Source organism: uncultured Megasphaera sp., from assembly GCF_900539295.1.
GTDB lineage: Bacteria > Bacillota > Negativicutes > Veillonellales > Megasphaeraceae > Megasphaera.
This window is the reverse complement of record NZ_UQBH01000001.1, coordinates 49,961-67,570: the sequence shown is the minus strand read 5'-3', so window position 1 is coordinate 67,570 and position 17,610 is coordinate 49,961. Positions and strand designations below refer to the sequence as shown.

The following is a 17,610-nucleotide window of genomic DNA, read 5'->3' as shown; positions in this document are numbered from 1 at the left end:
ACTTATTATGATACTCGATGATTTAACGGCAGCTGCCGCAAAAAGGCTCGTCGAAGATAAGGCGAAGGTTTCCTTATCGGAGATGAAGGAACGGGCCCTGGCAGTCCCGAAAAAAGAGAACTTTCCTTTTGAACGAAACCTGAGCCGGCAAGGCCTGTCCTTCATTTGCGAAGTCAAGAAAGCGTCGCCTTCAAAGGGCTTGATTGCGCCTGATTTTCCCTATGTGGCCATTGCCAAAGAATATGAACAGGCCGGTGCGGCAGCGATTTCCGTATTGACTGAACGGGATTACTTCTTAGGAAGCCCGCAGTATTTAGCTGACATCGCTGCTGCCGTCAAGACGCCGGTACTGCGCAAGGACTTCATTATCGATGAATATCAGATTTATGAAGCCCGGGCCATCGGAGCCGCTGCCGTCCTTTTAATCTGTGCCGTCCTCGATGATGAGCACTTGAAGCGATTCTTTGAACTTGCCGATTCTTTAGGCCTTTCGGCCTTGGTCGAAGCACACGATGAAACGGAAGTACTCCGAGCTATTAAGGCCGGCGCCCGGGTCATCGGCGTCAACAACCGGAACTTGAAGGACTTTACCGTGTCCCTTGATACGAGCTTCCGCCTGCGGACGCTGGTGCCGGATGACATCCTCTTCGTTGCCGAAAGCGGTATCAAGACCCGGGAGCATACGCAAAGTCTCTATGACCATGGTGCAGACGCCGTCCTCATTGGCGAAACGCTGATGCGCAGTCCCGATAAAAAGGCGGCTCTGGCGGAATTGGCTGTCGGAACTCGTGGTTAAGGTAAAGTTCTGCGGCCTCAAGCGGCCTTGCGATATCGCCTGGGCCAATGAACTCCATCCCGACTACGTCGGCTTTGTCTTTGCCGGTACGAAGCGCCGCGTCTCAGATGATCTGGCGGCAGCCCTTCGAAAGGCGTTGGATCCGGCCATTCCGGCCGTCGGCGTCTTTGTCGATGATGAGTTTTCCCATATGGCGGCCTTAGTAAAAGCCGGCGTCATCCAGGTCATTCAGCTTCACGGCCGAGAAGAAGAGGAGCGCGTTCAGCACCTAAGGCAGGATCTGAAGGTTCCCGTCATCAAGGCCTTTTCCATTGCCAATGAAGACGATGTTCAGAAAGCCTTGGCCAGCCGTGCCGACTATATTCTCCTCGATCAAGGGGCCGGTGGTACGGGAAAGGCCTTTGATTGGTCCTTGTTAAGGCACATCGACAGGCCTTACTTTTTGGCAGGCGGCCTTACGCCGCAGAATGCAGCGCAAGCAGCAGCCCTTCAGCCCTATGCCCTCGACGTCAGCAGCGGCATAGAGACCGATGGGGTTAAAGATAGAGACAAGATGACATTATTTATGACACGATTAGGTGCTTACAGGAGGTAAACAGATGAGTACAGGAAGATTCGGCGCCTTTGGCGGCCAATATATTCCGGAAACGCTGATGAATGAAATCCAGCGGTTGGAAAAAGCCTATGATCATTATAAAAACGACCCGGCCTTTCAGGCAGAATTAAAGGAGCTCCTCGATAATTATGCCAACCGGCCGTCCCTGCTTTATTATGCCGAACGGATGACCCGGGATTTGGGCGGCGCTAAGGTTTATTTGAAGCGCGAAGATTTGAACCATACGGGGGCGCATAAAATCAACAATGCTCTGGGGCAGTGCCTGTTGGCGAAAAAGATGGGCAAGACCCGGGTCATTGCTGAAACCGGTGCCGGTCAGCACGGCGTTGCAACGGCGACAGCAGCCGCTTTCTTAGGCCTTGAATGTGAGGTCTTCATGGGGGAAGAAGATACGATTCGCCAGGCTTTGAACGTCTACCGCATGGAACTGTTGGGCGCTAAGGTACACGCCGTTACCTCCGGGTCCCGAGTCCTAAAAGATGCCGTCAACGAAGCCATGCGCGAATGGGTCAGCCGCGTCGACGATACGCATTACGTCATCGGCTCGACCATGGGGCCTCATCCTTTCCCGATGATGGTGCGCGACTTCCAGGCCGTTATCAGCAAGGAGGCACGGCAGCAGATTCTCGACAAGGAAGGAAAACTTCCGGCAGCCGTTTTGGCCTGCGTCGGCGGCGGCAGCAATGCCATGGGCATGTTCTATAACTTCATTGACGATAAGGACGTCCGCCTCATCGGCTGCGAAGCTGCTGGCAAGGGCATCGACACCAAGCTTCATGCGGCGACGATTGCCAAGGGGGAAGTCGGCATCTTCCACGGCATGAAATCTATCTTCTGCCAGAATGAAGACGGTCAGATCGACGAAGTCTATTCGATTTCTGCCGGCCTCGACTATCCCGGCATCGGGCCGGAACACGCCTACTTAAATGAAACGGGCCGGGCTCAGTACGTTCCGGTCAAAGACGACGAAGCCGTAGAAGCCTTTGAATATTTGGCCCGAACGGAAGGTATCATCTGCGCCATTGAAAGCGCCCATGCCGTCTATGAAGCCATGCAGCTGGCACCGACGATGAGTCCTGACGACAGCATCATCGTCTGCTTATCCGGCCGCGGTGATAAAGACGTCGCAGCGATTGCAAGATATAAGGGGAGGGATTTACATGAGTAAGATCGGCCAGGCCTTTAAAAAGGGAAAAGCCTTTATCGGATTCTTGACGGCCGGTGATCCGTCGATGGAAAAGACCTATGAATACATTATGACCATGGAAAAAGCCGGTGCTGATTTGATTGAAATCGGGATTCCTTTTTCCGATCCTATTGCCGAAGGCATCGTCATTCAGGAAGCGGATTTACGGGCTCTGCAGCAGGGAACGCGCATTGACGACGTCTTTGACCTTGTCAAGCGGGTCCGGAAAGAGACCGATATTCCCTTGGTTTTCCTGACTTACCTTAATCCTGTCTTCCATTACGGGGCCGACAAATTCTTCACCCGCTGTGAAGAAGCGGGGCTCGACGGCATCATCATTCCCGACATGCCCTTTGAGGAACGGGATGAATGTGCTGCTGCGGCAAAGGCTCACGGCATCGATATCATTTCCATGATTGCGCCGACGTCAAAAGACCGGATTCGGACCATTGCCAAGGCCGGGGAAGGCTTCTTGTACATCGTATCGTCCCTGGGGGTTACCGGGACGCGTACGGAAATCAAGACTGACCTCAAGGATATCATCGATACGGCCAAAGCCGTTACCGACGTACCCTGTGCCGTCGGCTTCGGCATTAATACGACCGAACAGGCTGAGACTATTGGCCGCGACGCCGATGGGGTCATCGTCGGCAGTGCCATCGTAAAACTCATTGCTAAATACGGAGACGATGCCGGACAACCCATCTATGATTACGTCAAAGGGATGAAGGAAGCTGTCATGCGCAGCTGTTCATAATTAGGAAATATAGGATTTTACATAAAGATCTGAATGACAGTTTTCAGCTGTAGTTCAGATCTTTCTTTATAAAGAACGGTTATTCATTACAAATTAGCATTACAAATAATTTATCTATGATAAATTTGACACTTCGTTGACTTTCTAGTTTTGCCATGATAATATGTAGGCAAGATATTTCTTGTAACGAAATATTTATATAACTAAGGTTTAAAAACGCTATATGGATATTTTCATTTCAACCAAAGGAGTGACGATAATGGATTTTGAACTCACGAAACAACAGCAGCAAATTGTCGATCAGGTACGCGATTTTACGGCCAAACGGTTACTGCCGGGCGTTGTAGAACGCGATGAAGCTTCGGAATTTCCCCTCGAAGCCTTTAAAGAATTTGGCAAGATGGGCATGTTCGGCCTCTGCTATCCGACAGAATTCGGCGGCAGCGACGTCGGCTACCTCCCGTACATCCTGGCTGTCGAAGAAGTCTCCAAAGTAGACTCTTCCTTCGGCATCGGCTTCTCGGTCAATACGTCCCTCTACGGCGGCAGCGTCATGTATTCGTCGGCAACGGATGAACAGAAAAAACGCTTTTTAGCACCTATCGCATCGGGCCAGGCCATTGGCTCCTTCGGGCTGACGGAAGCAACGGCCGGCTCTGACGCCGCCGGTCAGCAGACGATTGCTACTAAAGATGGTGACGACTACATCTTAAACGGCACCAAGATCTTTAATACCAACGGTCCTATTGCCGACTACACCGTCGTCTATGCCCTGACCGATCCGGCTATCGGCATCAAAGGCATGTGCGCCTTCGTCTTGGAAAAGGGCATGGAAGGCTTCCACGTCGGCAAACTGGAAAACAAGATGGGCATCCGCTCTGCTCAGGTTTCGGAAATGGTCTTATCGAACGTTCGCGTTTCGGCAGACCGGATGATTGCCAAACCGGGCGAAGGCTTTAAACTGGCTATGAAGACCCTTGACGGCGGCCGTATCGGCGTTGGCGCTCAGGCACTGGGCCTGGCAGAAGGGGCCTTTGACATTGCCATCGACTACCTGAAGAAACGGGAACAGTTCGGCAAACCGCTGTATAAACAGCAGTACTTGGCCTTCAAGATGGCTGAACTCTATGCTGATATTGAAAAGGCACGACTGGTCCTTTATAAAGCAGCCTGCCTCAAAGAAGCTGGCAAACCGTACACGACGGAAGCGGCTGTTGCCAAACTGACCTGCACCGACGTTGCCATGAAAGTGACGACGGAATGCGTCCAGATGTTGGGCGGCAACGGCTACATGAAAGAATATCACGTCGAACGCATGATGCGCGATGCTAAGATTACTCAGATTTACGAAGGCACCAACGAAATTCAAAAACTCGTCATCTCCGGCGGCTTGTTCCGATAAGAGGAATCCTTTCGGACGTTTCTGACACGTTCATACGTTAAAAGGGAGACTGGCCCGATAGCTAAAGCTATCAGGTCAGCCTCCCTTTTTAGGTATTTCGTAATATTGGTATAGAAATCTTAATGACCGGCGACGACGCTTTCTTTGGCGTTGGCGTCGAGGGTATGAGCCAGGTCATGGTCAGTCATGGCGCAGACGGCTGCGTCAGACCAAACATTTTCCGCCGTTTCGACCATGTCGATGATGGTGTAGATTGGCAGGATGATGCCCATGATGCCGATAGGAGCACCGATGCTGGACATGAGGGACAAGGTCAGGAAGTAGCAGCCCATGGGGACACCGGCGTTGCCGATGGCAGCCAGGACGGCGATGAAGAGCCAGGCGATCATCGTACCGAAGGTCAGTTCCGTACCGCCGTTTTGCATGAGGAACAGGGACGTGACCAAGATGAAGGCCGCGCAGCCGTTCATGTTAATCGTCGTGCAGATCGGCAGGACGAAGCGGGAAACTTGCGGATGGACGTTGAGACGCTGTTCGGCCGATGCCAAGGTGACAGGCAGCGTGCCGGCAGAGCTCTTGGTGAACAAGGCGACGGCAATAGCCGGAGCCATTTTGCGGAAGACATGAATCGGATTCAAGCCGCGGACGACCAAGAAAATCGGCAGGACGATAAAGAACTGGATGAGGTTGCCGCCGAGGATGACCAAGGTATATTTACCTAAAGCGCTGACGATGATGCCGGCTTCAATCTGTGCCGACAGCTGGGCTGAAAAGGCCAGGATGCCGAGCGGCAGGATCCAGAGCAGGGCTCGGATCAAGGCGAACAGGACTTCCTGCAGACCCAAGAGGCCTTTGAGCAGGACGGCCCGGTTTTCGGTCTTTGGCATGAAGGCTAAGGCGAGGCCTACAGCTGCTGCGATGAGCATGACCGAAAGGACGTTGCCCGATAAGAAGGGCTGGAGTATATTATTCGGGATAACCGAAAGGAAATGGTCGTAGTAAGTGACCGATTCCAGCTTCTGCGGAACGCTGGAAACACCGGAATTGATCATTTCCATAGGCAGATTGCCCGGAGCAATCCAGACGTAGAGTGCAAGGCCGATAGCGGCAGCACAAATCGTCGTCAGCAGGGTGTAGGTGACGGCGTGGGCAAAGATGCGCCCCGTTTCTTTTTTAGCACCCAGTGCTGATAAAGTCGTAATGACGGCTAAGGCGATGGTCGGTATAGCGATGAATTGGAATAAGCGCGTGAAAACCGTTGCGATAAAATCGAATAATTGGTTCAATACCGGAATACCAAGCCAGCCTAAGATGGCACCGAGGACGAGAGCCCCGATCCATAAGATGAATTGACGGCCCTGATGGCGATTGCGGCTGCCGCGAATCGCTTCCCGGGCCTGTTCTTGTACTCCGTCTCGTGATTCATTTGACATGAGTATCTTCCCCCTTTGAGAAATATGGACGGCAATAAAAAAAACTACCGTTTCAGTATATTATAGAAGAGGGCAGGCGTTCTGTCAATGAAAGAGACATTCACCATGTAAAAAAGACACGTAAAAGGATCGGCACACAAGCGACATATGTATACCGATCCTCACGTTATAGGATTCATATTCATTTAGTTTTTGATTCTGCTTTCGCTAAAACTCAAAATGTTAAAACAGTCATCGTTCGCTGCACGTAGATACGTAAGACTAACCTATTTGAAAAACATCACACCCATTCGAAAAGTTCGAAGCACTTTAAATCAAGATAAGTTAATTCGTTATGTTCATCGACGAACTCGTGTTGATCCTATAGACATTATTTAGTTGTTCATGATCAACGCAATGAAAACCAAGTCTGAATCGCTTGTATTTTCTAAGCCATGACCCTTACCGTCTGATGTGTATGTAACGTCTCCTCGTTTAACGGTCCGGATTACTCCGTTGTCGTCATATTGTCCCTCACCGGAAAGGATATAATATGCTTCTGCGTTGTCAGTGTGAGCATGATAACCCAAGGAACATCCAGGTTTCAAGGTGATTTCTGCGAACATACCAACATCTCCTCGCAGTTCGGTGGCGCTCAGAAGCTGTCTCTTCAAGATGAACCCCTTACCGCCAGCGGCATGTTCGACTTTCTCTATTTCCACTGGACTCACCCCTTTCTAATGCAGTTGAAAGGATCGGACTTGCTTTCGATTCCCTTCGCATTTCTTGGCTATATTATAGCATAGAATTTCATGTTTGTCATGATGTAAACGTAAGTATATTATGTTATTTTGGAATTCATGTAAGAATGAACATATCCAAAACGAATGGATTTGCAGGGACTATGCCTGTAAGATGGGGACGATTTTTGTGCAGTGAGGCATGACATTGATCGTGTAGTCTTCCTTGCCCTGTTCTTTCAGTTTCTTTTGAGCCAGGGCCCAAGCTTCTTCCACGGTAGCTGCCGGAATCTGGCCTGTCCGGCGGATGTCGTCGAAGTTGCGGGGCAGTGTGACCAAGATGACTGTGTTCTTATGAGCCAGGCAGAACAAGTTAAAGGCGACGAAGAAGGGGATGGTGAAGTGGGCTCTGAGGGCCGTTTCCATCTCTTCCATCGTATCGTATTTAAAACTGTCGAGGTAGATAGCCGGTTCCTTGATATCCCGGGCTTCCATGATGGCGATGACGATGCCCCCTTCTTTGACGGCCATTTCGGCCGGATCGTAGCATTTACTGCCCTGATAGAGGCTGACGTCGCTGGGGTAGCCGCCGGCGCAGGCGAAGACGACGTCGGCTTTCTGCTTCATGGGAACGCGCTGTATATCGAGGACGGCTTCCGTGCCGGCCCGCCAGGCTTCATACCAGTCGCCGCCGACCATGCGGCAGATTTCGCCGTCGGCGTTGATGATGGAGTGGACGAGGAAACAGGGATTTACCTTGCTGCAGGCTTCAATCATGTCGTCATTTAAAGGATTGTCTTCAATCATGAGGGCCCGAGTCTTGGGATTGACGCCGTGGCCGAATTCGTCTGCCAGGGCATGGCAGTGGTTGCGCTGAATCGTTTCAAAGCCGGAAACGCCGGGCAGAATCAGTTTGCGGCCGCCGCCAAAACCGGCAAAGAGATGGGTCGTAATGCCGTCGACGATGATGACCTTGTCGGCGTCGACGACGTGTTTATTCAGCTTCAGCGGCGTGCCGAGCTTGGTCGTGCCGCAGTCGACGAGGGTCGGATCCATGCAGTCGTGCTGATAGGTCTTGATGCGGTCGATGACTTCCTGGCCGCAGACGGCCACGTCTTCTTCCGGCGTCTGAGCCCGATGGGAGCCCTGGGAAAAGACGATGTAGATGTCGTCGTCGGGAATACCGGCCAGATTCAATTCATCGACGATGTAGACCAGGAACTGGTTGGATTTATTCCAGGTACGCGTAATGTCAGCGACGACCAGGCAGACCTTGTCGCCGGGCCGGACCCGTTCTGCAAGGGGAGCGCTGCCGATGGGATGACGCATGCAGTCGATCGTCGCTTGTTTTACGTCGACGGCCGGGACGTGCTTTCCTTCCATGACGTCGGATATATGTTCTTCCGGGAGCTTAACCGTTTGTGTCGTTTCACCGATACTGAAAACAAATTCTTTTAATGCCATTGCCTATCACCACTTCTTTTTTAAAATTAATATCAAGTTGTAACTTATTATATCATGATAAATGAGGCGTGCAAGGTTAAAGTTAAAACAATTCAGCATAATGTCGTGGCAGCCGTCATACGTTTCCGATATGAACCCGGCGGAGATGCTGATTGGCAACGGCCGCCAACTCCTGCAAGGCTGCGACAGGCGTCATGGGCGTCGTATCCCGGTAACGGGGAAAGTAGCGGGTGAGATGGAGGGGAATCGTTTCATCGATGGCAGACAGCCACCGGGCTTCTCGGTCCATCTGTTCCGGATCGTCGTTTTTGCCGGGAATGATCAAGGTCGTCACCTCGACGTGGCTGACGGCAGCGGCAGCGGTGATCGTGTCTAAGACCGGCTGCAGGGAGGCACCGCACTGGGAGCGGTAGAACTCTTCGGAAAAGCCTTTGAGGTCGATGTTCCAGGCGTCGACATAGGGGAGAAGTGCTTCGAGGGGCTCTTTTTCGATATAGCCGTTGCTGACCATGACGTTAAAAAGGCCTTTCTTCTTAATCAGTTGTGCCGTCTGTATGATGAATTCATAGCTTAAGGTAGGCTCGTTATACGTATAGGCCAGGCCGATGTTTCCCTGGGGAATGTATCTTTCGGCAAGGGCGGCTGCTTCTTCCGGCGTCAGGTCCCGGGACGGTGCCGGCTGCTGGGAAATCTCCCAGTTTTGGCAGAATGGGCAGGTGAAGTTGCAGCCCCAGGAGCCGAGGGACAAGATGGCTGAGCCGCTATGAAAGTAATAGAGGGGCTTCTTTTCGATGGGATCTAAGGCCATGGCCGTGATTTTCCCGTAGTTCAAGATCTGAAGGGCCGCACCGTCGTAATACCTCGTTTGACAGCGGCCGCAGCGGCCTTGTTCGATGCGGCAGTGATGGGGACAGAGGCCGCAGACGGCTCGCCCCTTGGTATCTTTTTGGTAGAAGGATGCTTCCATAAGGCGCACCTACTTATAGCGGCTGACGGTGAAGCGGTAGAGGTCAGGCTGTATTTGCGGCGGGATGCCGGCTTTTTCCTTGGCGATGCTGATCTGCTGCTCTGCTGTATCGATGCCTTCGAGGTCAGGCAGGAGAAGGCCCGTACGGGCATGGCTCATGACGATGACGCCGTACTTCTTGGGATTGAGCTCGCTTGGCGAGGCGATGGCTTCCGGCTCTCCCAGGACGTCGACGGAAATATCGATGTCTTTCATTTCGTCTAAGCTGACCGGCGAGAATCGCGGATCCCGGGTCGCTGCCGAGACGGCGTTATGGATGATTTCACTGGCTGTATTCAGATGCATGGGCAGGAAGGTGCCGATGCAGCCGCGCAGGCGGCTTCCCTTGTGGAGAGAAACGAAGGTCCCGGCCGGATCCTGGAGGTCGTCTGGCAGGTCTTTGGGGACGGCCATCAAGGCGTGATGCTGGAGATAGTAGGTAATGCTTTCCCGGGCCAGGCGGACGCGGATATCAGAAGGAGCCCTTTTTTCGACCTGATCTTCCTGCCCTTCAGGGAGGTAGAGGGCTACGCCGTAGCCGACGCCAAAGGGGGCTTCATAGGCATATACCGGCATGACCGGCCGGAAGTGGCGCAGAACGCCGAATAAGAAATAGACCGATGGCAGGCCGCAGGTGGCGATTTCATCGATGAAGCTGCGGCTCAGCTCCCTAAGGCCGTCTAAGTTTTGTCTCAGCAGGGCTTCCATGACCAGCTTGTCGAAGACGGCTCCGTTCGGAGTATAGCCGTTGGGCGAGCCCGGAAGGAGTCGGTGAGACAGATCGCCTGAGGCGATGACGGCAATGCGCCGGCCAAGGGCTGCTGCGGCTTTGACGACGATGTCGCCTAAGAGGGTCATGCTGTCGCAGTCGTCGAAGCGGGGCGCCATAATGACGACCGGCCCGGCAAAGCCGGCTTTACGAAGGTAATATAAGGGGACGAAGGTACCCTGGTCGACGGTGAGGGGATGGCCGAAGCGGTCGCTCCAAGCGGCGTCCAGACGGTAGATATCGGTCTGTTGGCAGGCCCTGTTGACGATTTCCTCAACAAGATCCATGTCGGTACGGACGTCCATAGCAAGTTCGGGATAGCCAAAGGCTCCTAAGTTGCCGTAGAGACGCGGCGCGGCGAGAATGGCGGCACCGTCGGGAAAGACTAGATTATGGGGAGACAGGATAACCAGCGTGTCCGGCTTTTGGTTGACTACCAGAGCAGCGGCCGCTTCGACGGCTTCGATAGTGGCCGTCATTTTTGACAATTCCGGTCCGCCTATTTCGGGCAGCATGATGGGCGGATGAGGAAAGAATCCGGCTGCTGCACAGACGTGTTCCATCACAATTACCTCCTTTGCGTAACGGATAATGGAGTTAACTCTATTATACCCCAATCAGACCGGACCTCATAGCCTGAGGTCTGTTTGAGACATCAAAAAAGGACTATCCGGAGATAGTCCTTTTGGTTAAAATTCTGTGTCTTCTAAGAGGCTCGTCTGACCGAAACGGGTACGCAGATCCTTTCTTTCCATCTTCCACTTGGACGATGCGATGGACATGGTCGGGTCGTAATTGGGCGATTCCATATTGAGGATGCCGCAGATAAATTCGTATTCCAGGTCGTTGGTGAAGAACTTGTCTTTATTGGCCTTGACGGCAGATACGACTTCGGGGTTGCGCTGTTGGTAGCCTTCGGAAAGGTAGACGAACATGGGGATGCGCAGGACCTTGAAGCTGGCGCTGTCCGGCTGGCGGGCTACGTCAGGATCGCTGCCGTGATCCGAGAAATAGACCATGGCGTCGAGGTTGAGGTTTTCCCGGGCGTAGTCGAAAATCTGGGACAGGACCCAGTCCGTGTAGAGGACGGTGTTGTCGAAGTCGGCTGCGCGGTTCAAATGGCCGTCGTCAAATTTTTGGAATTCCTTGGGGTAGCGGTTGCGGTATTCGATGTGGCTGCCCATGAGATGGAGGACGACGAAGTTCTTTTCCTTCGGATTGACCCGCTTGAGGAACTGTAAGAGGGCGCCGTCCTGCGTCGATTCCTTCAAATCGCGGTCGACCCATTCTGAAACGTCGGCTGTGTTGGCGACTAAGGTAATGGGCGTATCGGCGACGCCTACCGAGCCCTGGTTGCTGAACCAGTACGTCTTATAGCCGGCCTTTTTGGCCATATCGATGATGGAAATCGATTCGTTGAAAGGCTTGTTGTTGTAAAAATTCGATTCTGTCAAAGCGTGTTCGAGAACCGGCACGGTGTACCACACGCTGCTGTAGGCGTTAGTGAACAAGGTGAAATCCGGGTTGGCTTTCATAGCCGTCAGCCACGGCGTATTGGGAACGTGGTCGGGATTATAGGCATTCATCAAGGTCCGCGTTTCCGACTCGCCGATGACGACGACGACCGTATTGGGGTAGTCTGCCGGATGGAGCTGGATGGCTTGCAGGCCGTCGTATTTGGAGTCGTGGTTTTCGGCGTATAAGGCCGAGCGCTGCATATAATCGTGGGTGTCTAAAAAGGTTCTGACCGGGAACGATTCCGGCAGGATTTCTTCACCTAAGGCGACGATGGACGGGGCGATGATGAAGAGTACCGACAGAATCGGAATCAATTTGCGGTACGTTTCCGTCCGCGGCAGGACGTCCTGACGGTAGTTCAACAAGAACAAGGCGCCGAGAAGGGCGAGCAGACTGACGGCGATGGTCACGACTTTAGTAACGCCTAAGGATTGGAAGTACTCCAGGGTTTCGGCTGGTCCGGTCTGAAAGATGAGCAGAGCCCCCGACGTTGTGATCGACGAGTGGTACAAGGCGTAGTAAGCCCACTGGAGGAGGATGAGGAAGACCCCGAAGAGCTGGACGACGGTCATGATGAGGGACCCTAATTTTCGCGGTACGTACTGCTTGATGAGCATATTCAGGCAGAAGAAGATAGCGAAGAAATAGAGGCCGACATAGATGTCGTAAATATTGTTTAAATAGACCGTATTGGTGTTTATCAGTGAGACATAACTGAGATAGGGCCCGGTGACGATCCAGCCGAGGCCGATGAGGGCCGGCGGGAGGACGTTCTGTACCGACAGGTGGCGCCAGTAAAAAGCCAGGGACAAGACGACAGCCGTAACGCCCGGAAGCAGACCAAAGGTCATGTCTTCGATATTGTCAGGTCCCATGCCAAGGGATACGATAAATTGCCATTGAAAGCAGGCAATATAGATGATGGCAAAGACGAGAAACAGTCGCAGCAGTCTGTGCCGCCATTTTTTGAGTGCGTTCATTGCGAGGTACATGGATTGATCTACCCTCTCTATCTCTGTGTAAAAATGATGTAAACAATGTAAATAAAGCGTATTGCCTATATTATACATCAAATACACAGAATAACATAGAGGACACTGCAAGTTTTTCTCGATGAAAAATGGACTGAAATTTCTCTTTTCGTGCATAGCTGTAAACTATGAAAATCCCTCGACAGATACGTATTATACAGGCTGACCGGCCTATGGTACACTGATTGTAAAGAGACATAATGGCATAAAAATCGGAATTGCAAAGATTTGATGAAAAACTGTTTGCCAATGGAAACAGTCATAATAGTTGTACTTGGATATACCTTAAAGGAGGCAGTCATAATGGAAAAAGAAATGCTGAAGAAAATGGGTTTTGCAACACAGGCCATCCATGCCGGTGCTATGAAAAATGAATTCGGAGCCCTGACCAATCCGATTTATCAAACGTCTACCTTCATTTTTGACTCGGCTGAACAGGGCGGCAACCGCTTTGCTCTGCAGGAACCGGGTTATATCTATTCCCGTCTGGGAAATCCGTCGAATACCCAGGTTGAAGAAAAAGTCGCCATGTTAGAAGGCGGCGAAGCCTGCTGCTCTATGGGTTCGGGCATGGGCGCCATCTCGTCGGCTTTGTGGACCCTGCTCAGTGCCGGCGATCACGTCGTGGCCGGCGATACCCTTTATGGCTGCACCTTTGCCCTGCTGAACCACGGCATGACCCGTTACGGCGTAGAAGTATCCTTCGTCGACATTACCGATCTTGAAGCCGTCAAAAAAGCAATCAAACCGAATACGCGCGTCGTCTATTTGGAAACACCGGCTAACCCGACGCTGAAGATTTCCGATATTGAAGGTATCAGCAAAATCGCCCATGAAATGGGTGACATTACGGTCGTCGTCGACAACACCTTCTGCTCGCCGTACATCCAGAAGCCTTTAGATCTCGGTGCCGACGTCGTCGTCCACTCGGCTACAAAATATTTGAACGGCCACGGTGACGTCATTGCCGGCTTCGTCGTAGGCAAACTGGACTACATCACCAATGTCCGCCTTTTCGGCCTCAAAGATATGACCGGTGCCGTCCTCAGTCCCTTTGATGCCTTCCTCATCTCCCGCGGCATGAAAACACTGGCACTGCGCATGGAAAAACACTCGGCCAATGCCATGAAGGTCGCCGAATTCCTCGAATCCCATCCGGCGGTAAAGAGTGTGGCTTACCCGGGACTCAAGAGCTTCCCGCAGTACGAATTGGCTAAAAAGCAGATGAGCCTTCCCGGCGGCATGATTTCTTTTGAACTGAAGGGCGGCAAGGAAGAAGGGGCCGTCGTCATGAACAACGTTAAACTGTGCAGCCTGGCCGTATCCCTCGGCGATGCGGAAACGCTGATCGAACACGCTGCTTCCATGACCCACTCGACATATACGCCGGATGAATTAAAGGCTGCCGGCATCAGCGAAGGTCTGGTTCGCCTCTCCGTCGGTCTTGAAGATCCGGAAGACATCATTGCCGATCTCAAGCAGGCCCTCGATTTAGTCAAATAAAAAATTTCCTTTTTCATAAGGTAAGCATGCTGAGGCGTCCCGAAATGACTGCGGGACGCCTTTGGTGTATTTATTACAGCTTGAAGCTGTATTATAGATTGTTTTTATGGCTGAAATAGTATTTAACTATATAAACGTTAAGCGAATAGATATTATACAAGGAAATGAATATGATGTACAATAAAGAAAAGATCGTGAGAGGGGCCCTTACGCCGGGAATAATCCTTTAAGAAAGGACGGTTAAAACAAAATGGTTCGTGCGTAAGATCTTGTCAGTCCTTGGCGAAGGGCTGTCCGTCAGCCTGAAAACTTGTGATACGGTGCTGCTGCAGGTTTTATAAGGCCGGCAAAACGATATGCTGAATAGTGAAAGGAGACGACCTATGAAAGAAAATGAAGGCCTCGAAAAGAAGGTGGAACAGGCTATTACCGAAGAAAAATATTTTAAAGATCACCCTATAAAGCCAAACGGCCTGGCTTTGATTCCTTTTGTCGTATTCATTGCCGTCTATTTGGGCAGCGGCATTATTCTCGATATGAGCGGCATGGAAATGGCGTTCTATCAGTTCCCGGCTCCGCTGGCAGCGGCTATCGGTGCGATTACGGCATTCATCCTTATCCGGAACAGCAGCTTTGATGAGAAATTTGAAACCTTCGTCAAGGGCTGCGGCGATTCAAACATCATCATCATGTGCATCATTTACCTCATGGCCGGCGGCTTTGCCGCGACGTGCAAGGCCATGGGCGGCATCGATTCGACGGTTAACCTGGGCCTGACGTACATCCCGCCGGAATACCTGGCAGCCGGTGTCTTCGTCATTGCCAGCTTCATCGCCACGGCGACGGGAACCTCCGTCGGCAGTGCGGCCGCTATCGGGCCTATTGCCGTAGCCGTCGCTGAAAGAGCCGGCATCCCTCTGCCGCTGATGATCGGCTGCGTCATGGGCGGTATCATGCTCGGTGACAACCTGTCCATCATTTCCGATACGACCATCGCTTCGACGCGGACTCAGGGCTGTGCCATGAAGGATAAATTCCGCCTCAACTTTTGGCTGACCTTGGTGCCGGCCGTCTTGACGGTTATCCTGCTGATTTTCTTCGGCGGTTCTGAAACGGCTGTCAGTGCCGGCGATCACCCCTTTAACCTGATTAAAGTCCTGCCTTATATCGTCGTTTTGATCACGGCTGTTGCCGGGGCCAATGTCTTCGCTGTCCTCGCCGGCGGTACGATCCTGGCCGGGGCCATCGGCCTCTTTTACGGTGATTTTACGGCCCTTTCTTTTGCTCAGGCCATTTATCAAGGGTTCTTGGGCATGACCGATATCTTCTTCCTCTCCATGCTGACCGGGGGACTGGCGGCTATGGTTAATAAGGCCGGCGGCATTGCCTATCTCTTGGCGACGGTGCAGCGCTTCATTAAAGGGAAGAATTCGGCTGAACTGGGCATTTCTGCCTTGGTATCCATCACCGATATTGCGACGGCTAATAATACTGTCGCAATCATCATCAATGGGGAAGTAGCCCGCCGTATCTGCTACAAGTTCCATGTCGACCCTCGCCGCAGTGCGGCCCTCTTGAGCACCTTCTCGACGATTTTCCAAGGCCTCGTTCCCTATGGGGCTCAGATGCTGATCATGGCCGGCTTCACCAACGGCAGGGTATCGCCCTTGGAAGTCCTGCCATACTGCTGGTTTATTTATCTCCTCGGCATTTCAGCCATCATTTCTATTTTCATTCCCTTCTCAGACGGTTTTATCCGGAGGGATCCCTGGAATTACGAAGCCAAAAAGCCGCAGAGCCAGGTTGCAGATTCTTCGGGAAATGCACCGGCTGTGTAGCAGCTGAACGATGAATCTGAAAGAGCTCTCCCCAAGGCGTCTTGGGAAGAGCTCTTTTTTTGCTTCATATCATCGGGGGTGGTTCTTGGTGAACAGGCTTTGGGCGATGATTTCCGGGGCCTGTTTTGCCGGCTCTCCGGCGGCCATGACGTGACTGTGGACCAGATTTTTTTCGAGCTGTTCGATATAGGTTCGGGCTGCCAGGGGCAGGGGGATTTCCTGAAGCTTGATCCAGCCGACGCGCATGATATCTAAGGGGTTGTCCAGAGGAATGGCGGTGATGGGCCATTTTTTTCGGTCTCGGAATAAGATGCCCGTACCAATGGTATAGGCGTCAGTGGCGGCGATGATGCTGAATAAGGTCGAGCGGTCGGTAATATTGATTTCCTTCTCCGGTTTGATGTCGGGAATGACGACTTCTTCGGAAAATTGGTACGAATCCTCTTCCTGGGTATATTGAATATAAGGATAGGGACGGAGTTGGTCGATAGTAAGTGACGGGTATTTTGCCAAGGGATGGCCCGATTGAATGAAGACCGACGGCGGATACGAGAAGAGTTCTGTGAATTTCAGCCGGTTCTTGCGGAGCGTACGGGTCATGAATTTTTGCGTCATCTTGGAGATGAAGATGATGCCGATTTGACTGCGTTGAGTGACGACGTCCTGGATGACCTGAGACGTGCGGCCTTCGCGGAAGGTAATGGAATACTGCGGCTTTTTGGCGAGGGTCTGCAGGTAGTCCGTAAATGCGTCGACGGCAAACATATAGTGCTGCGACGAAATGGACAGGCGCAGCTTATTACGGCTTGGCTGCTGTGGCGTGAAATGCTCCCGCAGGTTGGTCGTCTGCTCGATGATATGATTGGCGTAATTGAGAAATTCCAGCCCTTCCGGCGTAAAAGTGATGCCGTGGCGGTTCCGCTCGAGAATGGTGATGTGGAACTCTTTTTCGAGGTCCTTGATGGTCGTACTCAGGCTGGGCTGGGCGATAAAAAGAGCTTCGGCGGCGGCCGAGATGGAATTGTGTTTCGATAATTCGACAATATAATAAAGCTGCTGCAGTGTCATGGGAGGTACTTCCTTTGTATAAATGATGGATAGCCGTATCACATACTGCTATGTATTGATGATTTTATTTTAACAGAGTCCCTGGTAAAGTTAAAGGTGAGGCAGGTCTGTAAGGCAGTATTGTCAGAATCTTGAAAAGAGGAAACCAAGGGTCAGTAAAAAAGATAAAAAAATTACTTGCAAAATCTGGACGGCCATGATAGAATAATTATCGTTGAGGCACTACGTGCCGATACAATGGCAAACGGCCCCGTGGTGTAGCGGTTTAACATGTCGCCCTGTCACGGCGAAGATCGTCAGTTCAAATCTGATCGGGGTCGCCATATTCTTTTTTTTTAATTTTATATGCGGTTGTGGCGGAATGGCAGACGCGCTACTTTGAGGGGGTAGTGAACGAAAGTTCATGGGGGTTCAAGTCCCCCCAACCGCACCACCTGAACGGTCCTACCGCTATGCGGCAGGACCGTTTTTTTTAGGCATGAATCCACTCCGACGGGAGGAAAT

General features: G+C 52.0%; 14 protein-coding genes and 2 tRNA genes. 9 read left to right on the top strand and 7 right to left on the bottom strand.

Going from position 1 to position 17,610, the window contains the following annotated elements; genetic code table 11:
• Nucleotides 1–7 precede the first annotated feature (7 nt).
• From trpC to QZQ46_RS00345, 5 genes are all read left to right on the top strand, one after another.
• On the top strand, nucleotides 8–796 hold the full coding sequence (trpC, locus tag QZQ46_RS00365; protein ID WP_296825985.1) for an indole-3-glycerol phosphate synthase TrpC: 789 nt from the start codon (nucleotides 8–10) through the stop codon (nucleotides 794–796).
• Nucleotides 789–1,391: a phosphoribosylanthranilate isomerase gene (locus tag QZQ46_RS00360; protein ID WP_296825984.1), complete on the top strand. Its 603-nt coding sequence runs from the start codon at nucleotides 789–791 to the stop codon at nucleotides 1,389–1,391. Before trpC ends, QZQ46_RS00360 begins: the two co-directional genes overlap by 8 nt.
• A 4-nt stretch (nucleotides 1,392–1,395) precedes the next feature.
• Nucleotides 1,396–2,580, top strand: a complete 1,185-nt coding sequence (gene trpB, locus QZQ46_RS00355; protein ID WP_296825983.1) for a tryptophan synthase subunit beta — start codon at nucleotides 1,396–1,398, stop codon at nucleotides 2,578–2,580.
• A complete protein-coding gene (trpA, locus tag QZQ46_RS00350; RefSeq protein ID WP_296825982.1) occupies nucleotides 2,573–3,355 on the top strand; it encodes a tryptophan synthase subunit alpha in 783 nt (260 codons plus the stop codon). The genes trpB and trpA overlap by 8 nt, the downstream gene beginning before the upstream one ends.
• Before the next feature lie 259 nt (nucleotides 3,356–3,614).
• Nucleotides 3,615–4,757: an acyl-CoA dehydrogenase family protein gene (locus tag QZQ46_RS00345; protein WP_296825981.1), complete on the top strand. Its 1,143-nt coding sequence runs from the start codon at nucleotides 3,615–3,617 to the stop codon at nucleotides 4,755–4,757.
• Nucleotides 4,758–4,876: 119 nt separating this feature from the next.
• Here QZQ46_RS00345 and QZQ46_RS00340 read toward each other — a convergent pair whose 3' ends face one another.
• From QZQ46_RS00340 to QZQ46_RS00315, 6 genes are all read right to left on the bottom strand, one after another.
• Nucleotides 4,877–6,190: a dicarboxylate/amino acid:cation symporter gene (locus QZQ46_RS00340; RefSeq protein WP_296825980.1), complete on the bottom strand. Its 1,314-nt coding sequence runs from the start codon at nucleotides 6,188–6,190 to the stop codon at nucleotides 4,877–4,879.
• 374 nt (nucleotides 6,191–6,564) lie between these two features.
• On the bottom strand, nucleotides 6,565–6,891 hold the full coding sequence (locus QZQ46_RS00335) for a cupin domain-containing protein (RefSeq protein WP_296825979.1): 327 nt from the start codon (nucleotides 6,889–6,891) through the stop codon (nucleotides 6,565–6,567).
• A 180-nt stretch (nucleotides 6,892–7,071) separates the two neighbouring features.
• The gene (gene larA, locus QZQ46_RS00330) at nucleotides 7,072–8,373 is read right to left on the bottom strand and encodes a nickel-dependent lactate racemase (protein WP_296825978.1); all 1,302 of its coding nucleotides are present in this window, start codon (nucleotides 8,371–8,373) and stop codon (nucleotides 7,072–7,074) included.
• Nucleotides 8,374–8,488: 115 nt separating this feature from the next.
• Nucleotides 8,489–9,340 carry an AmmeMemoRadiSam system radical SAM enzyme gene (amrS, locus tag QZQ46_RS00325; RefSeq protein WP_296825977.1) on the bottom strand — a complete coding sequence of 284 codons (852 nt, stop codon included), beginning with the start codon at nucleotides 9,338–9,340 and terminating at the stop codon, nucleotides 8,489–8,491.
• Nucleotides 9,341–9,349: 9 nt separating this feature from the next.
• The gene (gene amrA / locus QZQ46_RS00320; protein WP_296825976.1) at nucleotides 9,350–10,711 is read right to left on the bottom strand and encodes an AmmeMemoRadiSam system protein A; all 1,362 of its coding nucleotides are present in this window, start codon (nucleotides 10,709–10,711) and stop codon (nucleotides 9,350–9,352) included.
• A gap of 126 nt (nucleotides 10,712–10,837) precedes the next feature.
• The gene (locus QZQ46_RS00315) at nucleotides 10,838–12,658 is read right to left on the bottom strand and encodes a phosphoethanolamine transferase (protein WP_296825975.1); all 1,821 of its coding nucleotides are present in this window, start codon (nucleotides 12,656–12,658) and stop codon (nucleotides 10,838–10,840) included.
• A 342-nt stretch (nucleotides 12,659–13,000) separates the two neighbouring features.
• Here QZQ46_RS00315 and megL point away from each other — a divergent pair, with 342 nt between their 5' ends.
• A complete protein-coding gene (megL, locus tag QZQ46_RS00310; RefSeq protein ID WP_296825974.1) occupies nucleotides 13,001–14,200 on the top strand; it encodes a methionine gamma-lyase in 1,200 nt (399 codons plus the stop codon).
• Between the two features lie 383 nt (nucleotides 14,201–14,583).
• On the top strand, nucleotides 14,584–16,038 hold the full coding sequence (locus QZQ46_RS00305) for a Na+/H+ antiporter NhaC family protein (RefSeq protein ID WP_296825973.1): 1,455 nt from the start codon (nucleotides 14,584–14,586) through the stop codon (nucleotides 16,036–16,038).
• A gap of 69 nt (nucleotides 16,039–16,107) precedes the next feature.
• Here QZQ46_RS00305 and QZQ46_RS00300 read toward each other — a convergent pair whose 3' ends face one another.
• Complete coding sequence (locus tag QZQ46_RS00300; protein ID WP_296825972.1) at nucleotides 16,108–17,106, bottom strand: LysR family transcriptional regulator; 999 nt, start codon at nucleotides 17,104–17,106, stop codon at nucleotides 16,108–16,110.
• Nucleotides 17,107–17,352: 246 nt separating this feature from the next.
• Between QZQ46_RS00300 and QZQ46_RS00295 the strand changes: the two genes are divergently transcribed.
• Together QZQ46_RS00295 and QZQ46_RS00290 are read left to right on the top strand one after the other, a co-directional pair.
• Nucleotides 17,353–17,429 (top strand) — tRNA-Asp (locus tag QZQ46_RS00295).
• A gap of 24 nt (nucleotides 17,430–17,453) precedes the next feature.
• A tRNA-Leu gene (locus QZQ46_RS00290) sits at nucleotides 17,454–17,539 on the top strand.
• Nucleotides 17,540–17,610: the final 71 nt, after the last annotated feature.

Excerpts from the sequence above, each read along its gene's own strand:
- trpC (WP_296825985.1), top strand. The coding sequence starts at position 8 with ATGATACTCGATGATTTAACGGCAGCTGCCGCAAAAAGGCTCGTCGAA.
- trpB (WP_296825983.1), top strand. The coding sequence starts at position 1,396 with ATGAGTACAGGAAGATTCGGCGCCTTTGGCGGCCAATATATTCCGGAA.
- trpA (WP_296825982.1), top strand. The coding sequence starts at position 2,573 with ATGAGTAAGATCGGCCAGGCCTTTAAAAAGGGAAAAGCCTTTATCGGA.
- QZQ46_RS00345 (WP_296825981.1), top strand. The coding sequence starts at position 3,615 with ATGGATTTTGAACTCACGAAACAACAGCAGCAAATTGTCGATCAGGTA.
- QZQ46_RS00340 (WP_296825980.1), bottom strand. The coding sequence starts at position 6,190 with ATGTCAAATGAATCACGAGACGGAGTACAAGAACAGGCCCGGGAAGCG.
- larA (WP_296825978.1), bottom strand. The coding sequence starts at position 8,373 with ATGGCATTAAAAGAATTTGTTTTCAGTATCGGTGAAACGACACAAACG.
- amrS (WP_296825977.1), bottom strand. The coding sequence starts at position 9,340 with ATGGAAGCATCCTTCTACCAAAAAGATACCAAGGGGCGAGCCGTCTGC.
- amrA (WP_296825976.1), bottom strand. The coding sequence starts at position 10,711 with ATGGAACACGTCTGTGCAGCAGCCGGATTCTTTCCTCATCCGCCCATC.
- QZQ46_RS00315 (WP_296825975.1), bottom strand. The coding sequence starts at position 12,658 with ATGTACCTCGCAATGAACGCACTCAAAAAATGGCGGCACAGACTGCTG.
- megL (WP_296825974.1), top strand. The coding sequence starts at position 13,001 with ATGGAAAAAGAAATGCTGAAGAAAATGGGTTTTGCAACACAGGCCATC.
- QZQ46_RS00305 (WP_296825973.1), top strand. The coding sequence starts at position 14,584 with ATGAAAGAAAATGAAGGCCTCGAAAAGAAGGTGGAACAGGCTATTACC.
- QZQ46_RS00300 (WP_296825972.1), bottom strand. The coding sequence starts at position 17,106 with ATGACACTGCAGCAGCTTTATTATATTGTCGAATTATCGAAACACAAT.